The organism is Solitalea canadensis DSM 3403 (assembly GCF_000242635.2).
GTDB lineage: Bacteria > Bacteroidota > Bacteroidia > Sphingobacteriales > Sphingobacteriaceae > Solitalea > Solitalea canadensis.
In genome coordinates this window covers 4,884,119-4,900,880 of the sequence record NC_017770.1, presented here as the reverse complement: position 1 = coordinate 4,900,880, position 16,762 = coordinate 4,884,119, and the positions used below count along the sequence as shown (strand labels likewise).

Sequence of the window (16,762 nt, the reverse complement as noted above, 5' to 3'; positions counted from 1 at the left end):
TATGAAATCAAAAAGATCATCACAGAGTACATTTTATGATCAGCTGGAGGCTTTTGCCTCCAGCCGTACTCCATGTGCAATTATATTTATGGATCAAAATGATCAACAAGAGCACACAATGGGACTAATTACGGAGTTTTTTGAAAGAGATAAAATCGATTATCTAAAGCTCGACAACGGAAAAGAAATAAGAATTGACAGAATTGTTAACACCAATGGACTATCCACCTCCGATTTCGGAGGTATTTGTTAACGCTTATTTCCAGCCGACATTTTAACATCGGCAGTTCTTAATTGTGCGCTGTTTTTGCCAATGATTTTATAATCACCGGCTCCTTTCAGAATGTTTGCATATTGCTCTTTCTGACTTAGTACCTTAATGGCTTCCTTTAGCTCAGTATCGTATTTGAATGAGGCCTCTATTCTGCCCCTTTGGTAATAATAACGAGAAATGATTTCGTTTTCAAGCACCTGCGAGATTTCTGGTTTAAACTGTTTTAGATCATCGTCCCTGTTTTGCTTGGTTTTGCTCTTTAGCACCTCATACTGCGCCTGGATCTGATCGAAATATTTTTCTTTTTTTGCTACTCTTTCAAGATCATTCAACACATTATCACTCTTTGTGGTAAAGCTAAAGTGTCTTTCAGTAACATAACGAACAAAATTGTCGTAATCATCAGGTTTCAAACGATATTCCTTAGGATTTTTGATGCCATTATTTTTTTGACGGTAATAGGTACCATAATCAAAAATGAAATTATCTTCAACCAATGCAGCAATTACTGAACTGAAATAATACGGCTTTACATACACATCAGGAGTAATTCCTCTTCCATCATAAACTACACGGCCATTCTTAGTTCTAAATTCGGTAATTAGTGAATCTGCTATATTCTCCGCCTGCCCACGGCTATTTTTGTGCAAATAGTCAATTTTCTGAATGCATCGGCCGCTTGGCGTATAATATTTAGCTATCGTTACTTTTGCTAAAGTATTATAAGGCAATTTAAACGTCTGCTGAACCAGTCCCTTCCCGAAACTTGACTGTCCCACAACTGCACCTCTGTCAAGATCCTGTACCGCCCCTGCTACAATTTCTGATGCAGAAGCCGTTCCATCATCAACCAGAACAACTAATGGAATTGTACTATCTAAAGGAATTGAGCCGGCGTGATAAACGTAATTATTCTGCTCTCCACGTCCTTTTTGAGAAACAACAGTTTCACCTTTTGGAACAAAATAGTTAACAATCTTAACGGCTTCCTGAAGTATACCTCCGCCATTCCCCCTAAGATCAAGTATAAGTGAACTAATTTTATCTCTTTTTTTAAGATTCAGGAAGGCGTTTTTAACTTCTAATGCAGACCCTTCAAGAAAACGATCCAATTTAATATATCCGATGCGTTCACCAACCGCTCCTGAATAAGATACATTCGGAAACTTAATATCTTCCCTCAATAATTTCTTATCAATAGGTTTTGAATCACCCGGACGAAGTATTTTGATAATGATATTTGAATTTTTTTGTCCTTTCAAGAGATCGCTAACTTCCTGGTTCGTTTTACCAGCTAAAGAAATCGAGTTAATCGACAGTAATTCATCACCTGCCCTGATATCAGCTTTTTGAGCTGGAAAATTTTCATAAACTTCTGAAACAAAGGTTTTATTATCCTTTTGAAGAATTAACGCTCCAATTCCCCCATATTCATTGGAAACATAATTCATTTTAAAATCCTCTACATCATCTTCAGGAACATATTCTGTATAAGGATCTAATGAACTCATCATTGCATTAGCTGCAGTGCCAATTAATCGTGCCGATTGCACCTCGTCAACATAATTTAAGTTGACCTCGCGGTATATGCCGGCAAAAATGTCAAGATTCTTAGTGATCTCGAATTGTTCGTCGACGGCCTTAAACGAAAAAAACAGCGCAGCACCAATGCCAGCTGTTAAAAAAAGCCTTTTAGGCGACCGGAAGAAAACACCAATCTTGTTCATTACATTCATCATATCACCTAAAACTAAGCAAATACTATGTAAAAATGGAAATAAAAATGACTGAGGATTTTCCCGAAAATGCAGTACAATACCTAGTCCAGACTTACCGTAAGACCTTTAAACTTTAAGATATTGTAATATTCAACAAGATTTGGGCGAGAACCTTCAAGCAATATAGACTTACCTTTAGTGTGAACGATCCATGCTATAGCCTCAGCCTCATCATACGTTTTTTTAATATATTTGATTAAACAGGCAATAACATGTTCAAAAGTATTGAAATCGTCATTCCACAAAATCAGTTTTACAGGCTCACCTATATCTGAAGAAACTTCAACTTCTTCGAGTACTTCGGTTTCTATCACCGTGCTCATGAATATTTTTTGTTAATGGTTAACAATTAGTAAGCTAATCGATAAAAAATCAATAGAGATTACAAACGGTTGTTTTCCATGTTCGACTGCATTTTGCTAAGCATAAACTCAACATAATCGCGGTCTTTATTAATCGATTTCATGATTCTGTTGACCAAATCTTCCTCTTGTCCGGGAACAAAAGCTAATTCCTCGTCTGTTAATCTGTTATATTTACGTTTGATCTTTGTTTTGATCTTATCCCAGTTTGCAGTTATAGCCAGTTTGCTCATTCTATGTTATTTCCTGCAAATTTAAAAGAATAATGTATCTAAGGCAAATGCTTTGATAAAAGTAGGTCATGGTTTAACCATCCGGCGAATTGCCGGATGGAATATTAATCAATCAATAATTGAGTTACTGCAGCAGTATTTGTTACCCATTCAAGGGAATAAACCTCATCGGCTGAAGTCTCATTTACTAATTCAATATTTTGTGATTCGGCCTTAATGGTTAATAACTGTCCGACACTTAATTTACTATCCAATTTCTTTAGCATATTCTTCACGTTCTTAAGTTCCAGTCCTTGAACAACCTGACCAGAAAAAGGCATTTCCAACCATATTATTTCACTGTTTGAAACGTCTAAAACACCAAAAATTAAACCCTTAGTGAGATTATTGACAACCCGAACCTGATGTTGCACACATGAAGGATCGTAAGCCACTCCTGTAAGCTCAGAAACTTTCATCGGAAACTTACTATTCATCCATCCAACAACCAGGTTTGGAGTAATACTTCCGTTGCTGTAGGCATTACAGGTAAAAGTTACATATTGAGCATTAGCCTTTTGTAACTGATTAATATCGATATCAATGTACTCAGCCGTACCTACTTTAGCAGGAATACTTCTGATATCGCCACTATGTTTACATCCGGTTGTTAACAAATGAGAATATGAGCAAAAATCATTTTTAGCCTCATAGGCAATATGACAACTTAAATCCATGTCTAAATGTTGAGCAGGCAAACCCTCTCCCCATTGCATAAACAAACGAACCTTATCTCCCTCAACCTTAAAACGGGTCCCCATTAATGCAGAAGGCATATCCTGAATTGAATCACTTCTATCGCCGATTGCAACCGGTATCTTAAACAACATCGAATCAATAAACATGGTCTTAGCGGAATTTTCAACCTTTGCAAAACGTTTTTTCATTGCGACAATGCACAGCCCTTCAACAGCTTTTTTCATCTCTTCTAACTGATCTTCAGTATACAATTGCAATAAATTATTGGCAGGAATTGACTTTGCAACACCTCCTAACGGTTTAACAATTCGACTATTCCCTTTATCGAAATAATTTTCGGCATACATATTTAAAGTGAACACCAATCGAGCAGGTACTTTTTCTATAATTTCTTCAAAAGCAGAAACAGCCACATCAGCACCAAACCATAACATATTGGCAAACAAAGAGCGGGCAAATAAACCCGGACGCTGTTTTAGTAAATCGAATGTGTTTTCTGCATCCAAACGTAAACGATAATAGCTTACTTGCCCGTTCCACACCTCATAAGTTTGATTGTAAAAAACATCCAATACTTCTCTTAACTTTTCAAATCCCGCACGTTTACTGAATTCCGCTAAACGTAAGGCTCTGATAAAACGTACCCACATACTTCGTTTTGGATGCATAGCTTCGCAGATCTTTGCTACGTCCATTTCAAGGTGATTTAACCATGAAGCTATCATCAACGATTCTTTACGACCGTATTTCAATTTAAGATCGGCGGTTGATTTTAACTTTGCGATAGCACTATTTCCCTGATTCAAACCAATGTGGCGACCATTTTTTGCGGTACGTTCAATAATTGTTTTAGGCTCAATAATCTGAAGGAAACCTGTATGCTTATACCATAAGTACCGCATTATATCAACCGGAGAAGTAAACAAACTTTGAGCACTTGCTTCATTATTTTGTTCCACCAAAACATCAATCACCGTCATCAATGTTTCTTTCATCTCGATTTTCACCTCAGGAATTTGTAACTCAGATAATAATAGTCTCAGGCTATCTATCTGAGTAGCATCCAACGGGGTCTTTGACTGAAGCAGGCTTGTCAGGAATGAACGAGCATCGTCAACCGTCCATAATTCAAGTGTTTTCAACTTGCTTCCCTGACTTTTATATTCAAGATTTCCAAACTCAAACGGGGTTCCACAGAAAGGGCATCCGTTATAACGTTCAAGTGGAAATGTATTAGCTGGAATAACGTGTCCACATGCTAAACTAACTCCTTTTGTCTTGAAGATATTTGCAAATAATGTAACGATATGATCCACTACTGATTCGCCCGTTGGTACGTCCCAACCTTTTACCAACGGGGTCCAATTTTTATTTACACCCATTACCGTACAGAATGTCTTTAATAGATCGGTCTGGTAAGAAGGATTTATATTATTTAAAGCTCGTAATAATGATTCTGATACGCCATAACCCAGCGACGCCAGATTTGCCACAAGCGACGTAGTTGCCGGACTTAATGCTGTTCGTTCATTTCCAATAACAGATAATGGAACGAAAACAGCTTGCTGTCGGATACTTACTTTTACTAAAGCGTTCATAGTTTTTGTTTTTAATAATCAGATAATCATGTCGCTATTTTTATCTGAAAAGAAGTAAGCGACAATTGACCTCAATTTTTGCGAAGCAGGTGAGATTCGAACTCACGACACACGGATTTGGAGTCTGGATGTAAGTTTTAATTGACCTTTGATAATTCTTAAACGCTTGTGGACTTGAACCACACTCCTTCAAGTAACTGAAAAAGTCTCCCTAAATAACATTTGAATAATTTTTAAGGTAATCTTAAAACTTTTCGTTGCTCTACCGCCTGAGCTACTGCTTCAGTGTAAAAGAGGTAATGGTGAAAGTAGTTCTACCTAAAAGAGTTTGAAGTAACTTTTACTTGACCTGCTTTTGACAGTACAAAGGTGAAAAGCTTATATGCAATCTTTTTGCGCAGTAAAATCCGATAAAAAACAAGACTATAACAAACTGAAAATCAACAATATTATTTTTCTAAAAAACAACTAACAAAAAAGACAACCTCTCCGAGGTTGTCTTTCACCATTATATACAACTTAAAACAACTAAAACTTCTTTTTAATAGTATCTGCTTTGGGAACAATAACTTTGCCCAATACGAGACTTTCGTTATCAGTGGGCTCTATAGCTGGCTTAGTTACAGAATCTTGCATCGTGTCAATAACCACATCACCCATAGTAATCGATGGATAACTGATACATTCTTTGGGTTTGACCGGAAGTTGTGGAGGTGCCACCAATACAATACGTCCCTCAGGTCTGTCGACAATGCCAACTAAATGTCCTCCTTCAAGCAAGCTATCGACAAGTTGGGCCTTATTGCCATGGAGAAGAGGAGTTTCTTTGGCTTTTATCGAGTCAGTGGAATTGGCATCAGCCTTCCCCACAGTTGAATTATCACAAGAAGTGGTAGTTAATCCGAATGCAACTAAAATAATCGCTGCTATTTTCTTAAGGAACGATGCGTTTGAAAACCAAATTTGTTTCATTCTGTCTTTTGTAGAACTATCAAAATCCTGCTCCACCTGACTGTTCTTAAACCTGCCGCAAACAAGCACTTCCTTTTTCCCCTTTAAGTAATCAATAATTGCTGTAGTTTCCCAATCAGTAAAATCAACTACGGTTTTACAGCAAAGTGCACAACGTCGGCCTTTATCTTCAATCGTCATTTGGTTCCAATCTTCATGACATGGTTCAGGTATCTGTATTTTATAGTCCATAGCGCTTTTGATTTTAGAATATGATTCCGAATCTATTCAAATTCCATAAATGCAAAACAAAAAAGCATTGCAGTTATAGCAATGCTTATCAAAAACGAAAGTTATAATGATGTAAGAAAATTCGAGAATTATTTCTCAGCTTCTGTTAATAAAGCTTGGCAATGTTCAGAACCCCAACTTGGAGCAAATGTGTAAGCTGGTTTAAATGCATTGTATTTCTCCATTGCATCTTTAAGCTGTGGCAATGCTACTTTTTTACCTCCACCAAAAGCCTCAGGTGTGTAGAATGAATTTTGAGCGATGATAAATAATGGACGAGGGTTAGCACTATCCAATTGTTTAGCTTTTTCTAAATAGGTCATTGCCGGACCAATTTGTGTATACCTATTCATCGGATCAACATAAACCGTCATCAACTTAATATAACCAGTCAATGTTTCGATTTCCGAATCGTTTGACTTGAGCGCTGCGGCTTCCGAGACGAAGTCAAGAGCTTTACTATAGATGGCGTCTTTCTTGGAGTTGTCCTTTTCAAGGGCTCCACTGATAAGTTGGTTGTAGGCGGCATAGTAAAAGGGAAGCCATTGCGTTTTTTCTGTTGTAGCAACTCTTTCAAAGAAATTGGCATTGGCAGTAAAATCTTCACTGGTTTTAGCGTTTTTCATCATATCCATTCCTTTGGTCATCCCTTTTTCAAAATTCGGACTTTGTGCAAAAGCTACCGTTGTTGCGAAAATTGCGAAGCAAGTTAATAATGTGGTTTTCATGAGTATTGAATTTAAGTCTTTTATTTTTTGAGCTGTTGGTTGTTGGCTATTAGCAGTTAGTATTTTTGACTTCCTAATGGCTAATTGCTAACGGCCAATAACTATTGGTTAATTACAATGCATTAAAATCTGATCCACCGATGGTGATAAATACACCTAAAAACAACGTACGTTTTGCAGGAGGCTCTATCGCTTTTCGAACAGAACCATCGGTTGAGTAATTATAGCCGTACACATTATTGAACCCAGGTATATTACTTACAGATAAATACACCACTGTAAATTGGTTCATTATGCGTGTTAAATAGCTTACGTTCATGCTCAGGTTATGAAAATCTCTGGTTTTGTCTGACATAAACACTGGATTATTGGGATTGTAATAAGGCCTTCCCGATGCAAATGTGTAAGTAAAACCTACCTGAGAGTGAATTGGACGCACATATTGTTTATAAACCAGGTTAGCTGTATGTGTAGCTGCAAAGTTTGGACGTGCTTCTACCGGGAAATCATTAAAGTTTCTTTTTGTATCCAAGTAAGAGTAACTAATCCAATAATCTGCAGTTGGAATTGTCTTACTATCTCTCCAGAAAATATCTACTCCACGAGCGTATCCCCTTCCCGAATTGTTAAAATAATCTCCACTGTTTTTAACTAATCCATCATAATTTTTATAATAAGCTTCTACACGAAATGTACGTTTATCACTCATGTATTGATAATTAAGTATGTAGTGATCCGCAGATTGGTAATCAAGGTTTTTGCTTTGGACCAAAACGATATCTTCCGGACTCTGATAAAATTTACCATAAGCTACCGATACTTGAGAAAACTGGCTTAGTTTATAGCTTAAAGAAGCTCTGGGCGCCAAATTAGCCTGATTAAGCAAGCTTGAATTTTCTACCCGTAAACCTAAACGTGCTACCAATGAGCGAGTGAAATAATGATCGGTTTCCACAAACGCAGCAGCCATATTATCGGTAAACTCACGTTCTTTATCATTAAATCGTTGATATTTGTGCGAATTATAATACTCAACACCTGTTCTCAAACTGGATAAACGACCGTAGAAATAGGTAATCATACCGCGACCTTCGGCCATACGATCATAATCACCAATCTTATCGGTGTTGTATTTTAAACTATCACGATCAGTACTAAATGTTACGCCGGCATCCAATTTTACTTTATCACTTAAGAACTGACGATAAGTACTGTTGACCAAAAGGTTATTGTTTTTATTCAGGTAATTACCCGGCTTAGAAAGGTCATCCAGGTTATCTACATCTAGTCCAACTTTTCCACTTGAGAACTCTGAAAAGAATTTAAACATTCCTGTAGAACCTGTTTTTTGCTTATAATTTACAGAACCTCCATAACTGCGTGGTGCATAATTCCAATTTGCATCCTGCTTTACTAATCCATAATAAGGTTGAAGATTTATATATTGACCGCCTACTTGAAGCGAGCTGTTTTTGAATTTATTAGTTTGAACAATTCCTCCACCAACACTCATTAAACTTACACCTGTAGTTGTTCTAGGCTCAAGATCTTTACTTTCTAACACAAGAGCCGATGAAAGCGCCTGACCATATTGAGCAGAATAACCTCCTGCGCTAAAGCTCATCCCTTTAAACATAAATGGAGAAAAGCGACCACGAGAAGCAATATCCGGAAGATCATTCAGATATGGATTTTTGATCAACATACCATCGAAATACATTTTAGTTTCATTAGCCGCACCACCGCGAACCAATAAACCTTGTTGAGAACTTGTAGCTTGTGTACCCGGCAATGTTTGCAATGCTGAAACAATATCTGCTTCAGCTCCGGCAGTTGTGGCTATATCTAATGATTTTAGCTGAGCCATTTTACGGTTGTCGTTCGCCTCCATTGTTCCGGCCGATACAACAACCGTATTGAGCTCGGTAGCCAGCTCATCTAACTCTATTGTTAATTCAATAGCAGATCCGGTAAGCTGAACGGTTTGTATATGAGGTTCGTAACCCACAAGGGTTACTAGTAGTTGCTTGCTGTCTTTTTCATCAGTAGTAAAACTGAATTTTCCATCTTTATCAGAAGTTGATCCATCATATGAATCTTTTATGGCAATTCCGGCGTTGGAAAGAGGTTTTCCTTTTTGACTTTTGATCGTACCGGATATTTTAGTCTGAGCAAATACAGCTGATGTTAACATCAGTAAGAACGAAAGGGTTAGTAATGGTGTTTTCATTTAATTAGTTTCTGTTGACGATTCAAAAATGAAAACAAGAAAGCTTTTTTTGAATAGTTTACCGATGAGTGGAATTATTAGACCGACGAATAGCAAAAAAACGTCGGCGAAAATTGTATAATTCAGTTAACCGAGAAAGTACAGTTGTTTAACTGATCTATTACCCATTGTGTTCGAAATACGCTAAAGTCGCCGAAATTCTTCCCGAAAGTCAAACTCAAAGCAACAATAAGTACGTTTTTACGAATTTCTGTCGCTGATCTTAAGAGATGTTTTTTTATAGTAACTATAGTAATCTACAATATATTTAATTAACTTAAAGCAAATTACGACTCTCTAAACATGACTCTTTGTACAACAAGGTTCCTTATTCTGTCAACCGTTTTGTTTGCAAGTTTCACTTCCTGCAAACCTAAAACTGCTAAAACTAGTCCTCCGGTTGAAGTTTCAGTTATCAAAGCACAACAAACAGATGTGCCCATATACCAGGAATACGTAGGTCAAACGTATGGCTTATCCGATGTTGATATTCGGGCACGCGTAGAAGGATGGGTTACTGGTGTTCACTTCAAAGAAGGCACCAAAGTAAAAAAGGGCACACTCCTCTATACGATAGACGATATCCAATACCAAACTAGGGTTGATCAGGCAGCAGGAAATCTAGCATCAGCAAAAACTGAAGTTGCCAGAGCACAAAGTCAACTAAATAGGGTAAAACCTTTAGCAGATATGAATGCATTAAGCAAGCAGGATCTTGATAATGCTGTTGCAGAATTCAATGCAGCAAAGGCACGTCAACAAGTTACTGAAGCTGCACTTCAAAATGCTAAAATAGAACTCGGTTATGCAAAAGTATATGCACCGATAGACGGCATTATTGGTATTTCAAATGTTCGGGTAGGCGATTATGTAAGCCGGACATCATCTAATATCCTTTCAACCGTTTCTCAAACCGGAACCGTTCGTGTACGATTCCAGATCACTGAAACGGAGTATTTACGATTTGCGCGTGAGTTCAAGAAAATTAATGAGAGGATGCGTGAGGTATCATTAATACTTCCCGATAACAGTGTGTTCAACGAAAAAGGTCACGTAGATTTTGCCAACCGCCAAATTGACCCTCAAACAGGATCAATCACACTTGAAGCATCATTTGATAATCAGTCGGGCTTGTTAAGGCCAGGACTATATGTTAAGGTTCAGTTATTAACCCAAAGCTTCTCAAATGCGATAGTTGTTCCGCAGCGAGCAGTAACTCAACTTCAAAATCTTTACCAGGTATTTATTGTGGATAACACCAATACGCTTAAAGTTAAGGTTATTGAGCCAGGACCAAGAGTTGGTGATATGTGGATAATAACTAAAGGCCTTACTCCAGGCGAGCGAGTTGCACTTATTGGTACAATGGCATTAACAGACAAGTCTAAAGTTACACCCGTGGAAACCAAATGGACTCCGGCTGCTAAACTTGAATAACTCTGCTATCAATTATCCATATTGAGAACTAAATTATAAGTAATCATCTTCCATAATTTAAACATACATGAGTGAGTTTTTCATCCGCAGACCAATAGTTGCCATGGTTATTTCAATCATCATGGTGATCATGGGATTATTGACGCTCAGAAATATTCCTATTGCACAATACCCGGAGATTACTCCGCCAATGATACAGGTAACCACTACCTACACCGGAGCAAATGCCGTTAACGTAGAGCAAGCCGTAGCCACACCTATTGAACAACAGGTAAATGGTGTTGAAAAAATGCTTTACATGAAATCAATTAATGCAAATGATGGTTCATTAGTATTACAGGTTTCATTTGAAGTAGGTGCCGATCTCGATAATGCGAATATGCTTACCCAAAACAAGGTTTCTCAAGCTAACGCTCGTTTACCAATAGAGGTAAAAAACTTTGGTGTAGTAACCAAGAAATCCCTGGTTTTTCCAATGCTCCTGATATCCCTTTCGTCTCCAAATGAAACCTACAATTCAGAATTCCTGAGCAATTATGCGAACATCAACATTATAGATGAGCTAGCCCGCTTACCCGGCGTTGGTAGTGTAAGTTTATTTGGTGGATTTGATTATTCAATGCGCGTATGGATCAACCCTGACAGGCTATCAAAATTGAATCTTACTGCTAATGACGTTATTAATGCTGTAAAAAAACAAAATACAATTGTTCCTGGCGGTAAATTTGGTGCCCCCCCAACTCCAAAAACAGTTGACAATACTTATACTGTACGCTTACAAGACCGTTTGGCTACTGAAGAAGAGTTTGGAAACATCATTATCAAATCCAGTGAACAGGGAGCACTGGTTCGGTTAAAAGATGTTGCCAGGATTGAACTCGGAACAGAGAACTACAATTCCTATAGCCGTATTAATGGAAAGCCGGCAGCATCAATTGGTGTTTACCAGTTACCAGGTTCTAATGCATTGGAAGTAGCAGATAAGGTAAAAGCCACCATGGAAGAACTTAGAAAGCGTTTCCCTCCAAATTTAAAATACGATGTTTCACTAGATACAACCGCCGCCATTAGCGCAGGTATTAATGAAATTGTCCATACCTTATTTGAAGCCGTTATATTAGTGATCTTGGTTGTTTTCATCTTCCTACAAGACTGGCGAGCCACCCTTATTCCATTACTAACCGTACCCGTTTCTTTGATAGGAACGTTTATTATTTTCCCACTTTTGGGTTTTTCAGTAAATGTGCTATCCTTATTGGGTTTGGTATTGGCCATCGGTATTGTGGTGGATGATGCCATTGTGGTAGTGGAAGCTGTAATTCATAACATTGAACACGGCATGAATCCGAAGGAGGCAACACAAAAGGCGATGAAGGAAGTAGGTGGGCCCGTTGTAGCCATTGCCCTGATTTTAGCAGCAGTATTTATTCCGGTAGCTTTGGCTGGAGGCATTACCGGGCGGCTTTACCAACAGTTCGCAATTACCATTGCTATTTCCGTTATATTCTCTGCCTTCAACGCGTTAACCTTAAGTCCGGCACTGGCTGCGATGTTATTACGGCCGAAGCAGGAACAAAAGGGTTGGTTAGACCGTTTCTTTACCAAGTTTAACAACATGTTCGACCGCTTTACCAATAAGTATGTGAACGCGGTAACTGCCTTGCTGAGAAAATCATATCGGGCTATTTTATTCATTATCATACTTGTTGTTGCAGTTGGTTTATTAGGAAAAGCAATTCCTGCAGGATTTGTTCCTGAAGAAGATCAGGGATATTTCATGCTAAATATTCAATTGCCGGATGCAGCGTCACTAAACAGAAGTGATGAAGTGGCAAGAAAGATAGAACAGATCATGTCCAAAATTGATGGTGTGCAGTATTACTCCACCATTATGGGGTACAGTATGATCACCGGATCGTACTCCACCAATACAGCATTTGTGTTTGTGGCATTAAAGCCCTGGGAAGAACGTAAACACACTGTTTTTGATATTATTAAACAAACTAATAGTGAATTTGCCCGTGAAATAACTGAAGCAACCGCTATTGCTTTTGGTCCGCCTCCAATTGTTGGTCTAGGAACAGGGGCCGGTTTTACGATTATGATACAGGATAAAACAGGTAACACACCTGAATATTTAAGTAATGAAACAAGGAAGTTTATCGCTGCGGCCTCAAAAAGACCTGAAATTGGCAAAATATACTCTGTTTATCGCTCAAACGTTCCTCAGAAAAGAATAGTCCTTGATCTGGATAAAGCAGAAAAACTTGGAGTGGATATCTCTGAAATCAACAGTACTATCTCGGCTTATCTGGGTAGTTCTTATGTAAATGACTTTAACAAATTTGGGCGGCAATATAAAGTATTTGTACAGGCCGAATCTCAATACCGGCTTAGTCCGCAAGATTTAAACCTATTCTTTGTAAGGAGTAGAAATGGCACAATAGTCCCGGTAAACACGTTAGTTACAGTTTCTGATACTACAGGACCAGAATATACCAACCGCTTTAATATGTTTAGAGCAGCAGAGGTAAACGGGACACCAGCCGAAGGATACAGTTCCTCACAAGCTTTGGCAGCACTTGAAGAAACAGCAAATGAGGTTCTGCCCAAAGGCATGGGTTATTCATGGAGTAACATGTCATACCAAGAAAAGGCTGCGGAAGGAACTGCTGCTGTAATGTTTGCTACGGCACTTGTATTCGTATTCTTAATCTTAGCTGCCCAATATGAAAGCTGGCGATTACCTTTCAGTGTTTTGCTTGGAACGCCAATAGCAGTTTTCGGAGCCTTCCTGGGTTTATGGCTATGTGGTTTCTTTAGCTCGAGTTATCAAAACAATGTTTTTGCTCAAATTGGTCTGGTTATGCTGATAGGCTTGTCGGCCAAAAATGCCATCCTGATCGTTGAGTTCGCCAAAGAAGCGCACGAAAAACATGGAAAATCCATTTTTGATTCGGCAATTGAAGCCGCACGCCTTCGTTTTAGGCCAATCCTAATGACTGCTTTTGCATTCATTCTTGGCGTAGTTCCTCTATTAACAGCTGCAGGTGCCGGCGCTGAAGCGCGTAAGGTAATGGGAATGGCCGTTTTTGCAGGAATGCTGGTTGCCACATTTTTAGGGGTATTGCTGGTGCCTTCTTTCTTTAATTGGATTGAAACACTTGGAAAGAAAAAAAATAAAACGGATCAAAGTGCTGAACAAAAAACGGGAAATTAACATGAAAAGATTTATCCTATTCATAAGCCTGTTGCCACTGGTTTCGAGTTGTCTGGTCGGTCCTAAATATTCGAGGCCACAGATGAATGTGCCTAATAATTACGCTCAGCAATCAGACTCACTTAGAAGAGATTCAATTGCCAATATTAAATGGTGGGAGCTCTATCAGGATACTACATTACAATCACTGGTAAGAGTTGCCCTGGATGAAAATAAGGACCTGAAGACAGCTATTGCACGAGTGGAAGAATCGAAGGCAGTTTTAGGTTTTAACAAGGCAAACCTATACCCATTCCTCGATTACAATGCAAAGGCTTCCTATACAAAACTAAATGAGAATGCTCAAACTACCGGAATTGGCATTGATGGAGAAAGCTATAGCTTACTTGGAAGTCTTAACTGGGAAATTGATCTATGGGGAAAATTTCGCCATGCAAATCGTTCGGCTTATGCACAACTGTTAGCAGACCAGGAAAACCAGAAAGCCATAACGATTAGTGTTATTGCGCAGGTAGCCGATCTTTATTTTCAACTTAGGGGACTTGATGAACGCCTGGCTATCTCAAGAAATACAGTTCAAACCCGCGAAGAAAGTTATGTGCTAATAAGTGCTCGTTTTGAGAAAGGATATGTTGCAGAAATAGATAAATTTCAAGCAGAGCAACAGGTTGCTTTTGCCGCAGCTAATATTCCTTCTATTGAACGTGATATCGTTAGTGTAGAAAATGCGCTTCAGGTTTTATTGGGCCGTTCACCAGGAAGTATTATTCGTGGTATGCAAAATAGTGAACAAAACATTCAGCTTGAAATCCCTGCCGGATTGCCATCCGAATTATTGGAAAAAAGACCTGATGTACGAGCTGCTGAACAATCACTAATATCACAAAATGAACAGATAGGAGTTGCTCAAGCACTTCGGTTTCCTTCATTATCATTGACCGGATTTGGAGGTGTGTCTAGCTCTGATCTAAGTAACTTAATTGATAATGGTTCTCTGGCAACAGGTATTGCCGGCCAGCTCTTCGGACCAATTTTCCGTTTCGGACAAAACAAAAGGCGGGTGGAAATAGAACGAAGTAGAACAGAACAGTTGATGTATCAATATGAAAAAACTGTTCTCATCGCCTTTAGTGATGTTGAAACTTCTTTAAAAGCAGTTAACACTTATCAGGACGAATACGCAGCCCGTAATCGTGAGGTAACTGCCAACAGAAACATTGCCCGTCTTTCACGCGCACGTTATGATGGCGGTTTCACTACCTTTTTAGAGGTGTTGGAGTCAGAAAGGCAGCTTTATGAATCAGAGTTACAAAAATCCATCACAAAACAGAATCAACTTTCTGCCACTGTGCAACTGTATAAGGCTTTGGGCGGGGGATGGTAAACTTTCCCCGACTCTGTCAATAGCTAAGTCATTATCCTGTAAAGCTGAGCTTTCAAGACTTTCATCTGAAATGCTTAGCTTTACAGCATGAAAAACGCCTCTTCAGCTTCTGTATTTCACAGTTATTTACCTGACCAGTCTGTTTTAAGCAATAATCAACTTTATGATTATGTTGATGCTTACCAAATAGTTGTACCATCTTCCAAAACTATTTCTCCTGATTCATTAGCCAAAGCATTCTTTTCATCCGATTCAAAGTGGATAAAAGGATTATTTGAACTTCGGAATAAGGTTGTAGCTATCTTTGGACTGAAAACAGGCAAGGAAAGTTCACGTCAGAATCTTCCGACTTCTTACCAGGTTGGGACTTCAGTTGGTTTGTTCAAAATACTAGAGAAGACGGAAAATGAAATAATAATGGGAGAGAATGATAGGCATCTTGATTTTAAAGTTTCATTGCTAGCTCAACAAACAGGAAACACCAACTCTTCAATTACCATCTCAACAGTTGTTAATTACCATAATTGGTTCGGAAAATTTTACTTCTTTTTTGTAAAACCATTTCATAAGCGTATTGTGCCTGTTATGTTAAAAAAGATAGCAGCTTCGCCGGATTTTGTCGGCAATTAACTATTATAAACTATTGCAAATTATGACTAATACACCCAACTATATTGAAATTAACCGTAAGCTTTGGAATGATAAGGTTGATTATCATCTAAACTCTGGATTTTATGGTGTTGATGATTTTATTCAGGGTGTTTCATCCCTAAAATCAATTGAACTTGATCTCTTAGGAGATATAAGCAAAAAATCAGTGCTGCACTTGCAATGTCATTTCGGTCAGGATACATTATCATTAGCTCGTTTAGGCGCTAAAGTTACCGGTGTTGATTTTTCAGATAAGGCCATCGATGCGGCCAGGAAGTTAAATAAGGAATTAGGATTGGACGCTCAATTTTATTGTTGCGATCTGTATGAACTTCCAAATCATCTTGAACAGCAATTTGATATTGTTTATACCAGCTATGGTACAATTGGATGGCTACCTGATCTTGACAAATGGGCAGCAATAATTTCCAAATTTCTTAAACCTGGCGGCAAGTTTGTATTTGCGGAGTTTCATCCTTTTGTATGGATGTTTGATTATGAGTTTAAGACGATTGCTTATGAATATTTTAAGGCAGATCCGATCATTGAAACGAACTCAGGGACTTATGCCGACCGTGATGCAGACATCACAAATACTGAGATTTCATGGAACCACAGCTTAAGTGAAGTTTTTACAGCCTTAATTAATCAAGGATTATCAATTCAAAAATTTGAGGAGTTCAATTACTCGCCTTATAATTGTTTTAACAATACCATTGAAGTGGAGCCGGGCAAGTTCATGATCAAATCAATGGAGGGTAAAATTCCTATGGTTTATGCGCTTGTTGCTGTTAAATAAGGTAACAAATTGGCTAAGCGTTTTTTGAAATCCTCCTTTTCTATATTTT

At 38.3% G+C, this 16,762-nt stretch carries 13 protein-coding genes; 6 read left to right on the top strand and 7 right to left on the bottom strand.

Features of this window, described 5'->3' with window-relative positions:
* Window position 1 precedes the first annotated feature (1 nt).
* Entirely contained in the window at window positions 2–253 is a 252-nt protein-coding gene (locus SOLCA_RS20650; RefSeq protein WP_014682426.1) for a hypothetical protein, read from the top strand.
* On the opposite strand, the gene SOLCA_RS20645 is transcribed toward SOLCA_RS20650, so the two are convergent.
* The 7 genes from SOLCA_RS20645 to SOLCA_RS20615 form a co-directional block, all read right to left on the bottom strand.
* Entirely contained in the window at window positions 250–2,013 is a 1,764-nt protein-coding gene (locus SOLCA_RS20645; protein WP_014682425.1) for a S41 family peptidase, read from the bottom strand. The two genes, SOLCA_RS20650 and SOLCA_RS20645, sit on opposite strands and share 4 nt — an antisense overlap.
* An 80-nt stretch (window positions 2,014–2,093) precedes the next feature.
* Window positions 2,094–2,375, bottom strand: a complete 282-nt coding sequence (locus tag SOLCA_RS20640; protein WP_014682424.1) for an ATP-dependent Clp protease adaptor ClpS — start codon at window positions 2,373–2,375, stop codon at window positions 2,094–2,096.
* A gap of 59 nt (window positions 2,376–2,434) precedes the next feature.
* Window positions 2,435–2,647 carry a CsbD family protein gene (locus tag SOLCA_RS20635; RefSeq protein WP_014682423.1) on the bottom strand — a complete coding sequence of 71 codons (213 nt, stop codon included), beginning with the start codon at window positions 2,645–2,647 and terminating at the stop codon, window positions 2,435–2,437.
* A 104-nt stretch (window positions 2,648–2,751) separates the two neighbouring features.
* On the bottom strand, window positions 2,752–4,983 hold the full coding sequence (locus tag SOLCA_RS20630; protein ID WP_014682422.1) for a hypothetical protein: 2,232 nt from the start codon (window positions 4,981–4,983) through the stop codon (window positions 2,752–2,754).
* Window positions 4,984–5,511: 528 nt separating this feature from the next.
* Window positions 5,512–6,186 (bottom strand): hypothetical protein, encoded by a 675-nt coding sequence (locus SOLCA_RS20625; protein WP_014682421.1) that lies wholly within the window; start codon window positions 6,184–6,186, stop codon window positions 5,512–5,514.
* A gap of 128 nt (window positions 6,187–6,314) precedes the next feature.
* The gene (locus SOLCA_RS22595; RefSeq protein ID WP_014682420.1) at window positions 6,315–6,953 is read right to left on the bottom strand and encodes a hypothetical protein; all 639 of its coding nucleotides are present in this window, start codon (window positions 6,951–6,953) and stop codon (window positions 6,315–6,317) included.
* 112 nt (window positions 6,954–7,065) lie between these two features.
* A complete protein-coding gene (locus SOLCA_RS20615; RefSeq protein ID WP_014682419.1) occupies window positions 7,066–9,183 on the bottom strand; it encodes a TonB-dependent receptor in 2,118 nt (705 codons plus the stop codon).
* A 342-nt stretch (window positions 9,184–9,525) separates the two neighbouring features.
* Between SOLCA_RS20615 and SOLCA_RS20610 the strand changes: the two genes are divergently transcribed.
* The 5 genes from SOLCA_RS20610 (at window position 9,526) to SOLCA_RS20590 (ending at window position 16,713) form a co-directional block, all read left to right on the top strand.
* Window positions 9,526–10,659 (top strand): efflux RND transporter periplasmic adaptor subunit, encoded by a 1,134-nt coding sequence (locus SOLCA_RS20610; protein ID WP_014682418.1) that lies wholly within the window; start codon window positions 9,526–9,528, stop codon window positions 10,657–10,659.
* A 67-nt stretch (window positions 10,660–10,726) separates the two neighbouring features.
* Entirely contained in the window at window positions 10,727–13,879 is a 3,153-nt protein-coding gene (locus tag SOLCA_RS20605) for an efflux RND transporter permease subunit (protein ID WP_014682417.1), read from the top strand.
* Between the two features lies 1 nt (window position 13,880).
* On the top strand, window positions 13,881–15,263 hold the full coding sequence (locus SOLCA_RS20600) for an efflux transporter outer membrane subunit (RefSeq protein ID WP_042481801.1): 1,383 nt from the start codon (window positions 13,881–13,883) through the stop codon (window positions 15,261–15,263).
* An 87-nt stretch (window positions 15,264–15,350) separates the two neighbouring features.
* On the top strand, window positions 15,351–15,893 hold the full coding sequence (locus SOLCA_RS20595; RefSeq protein WP_014682415.1) for a DUF2867 domain-containing protein: 543 nt from the start codon (window positions 15,351–15,353) through the stop codon (window positions 15,891–15,893).
* A gap of 22 nt (window positions 15,894–15,915) precedes the next feature.
* Window positions 15,916–16,713 (top strand): class I SAM-dependent methyltransferase, encoded by a 798-nt coding sequence (locus SOLCA_RS20590; RefSeq protein ID WP_014682414.1) that lies wholly within the window; start codon window positions 15,916–15,918, stop codon window positions 16,711–16,713.
* Window positions 16,714–16,762 lie beyond the last annotated feature (49 nt).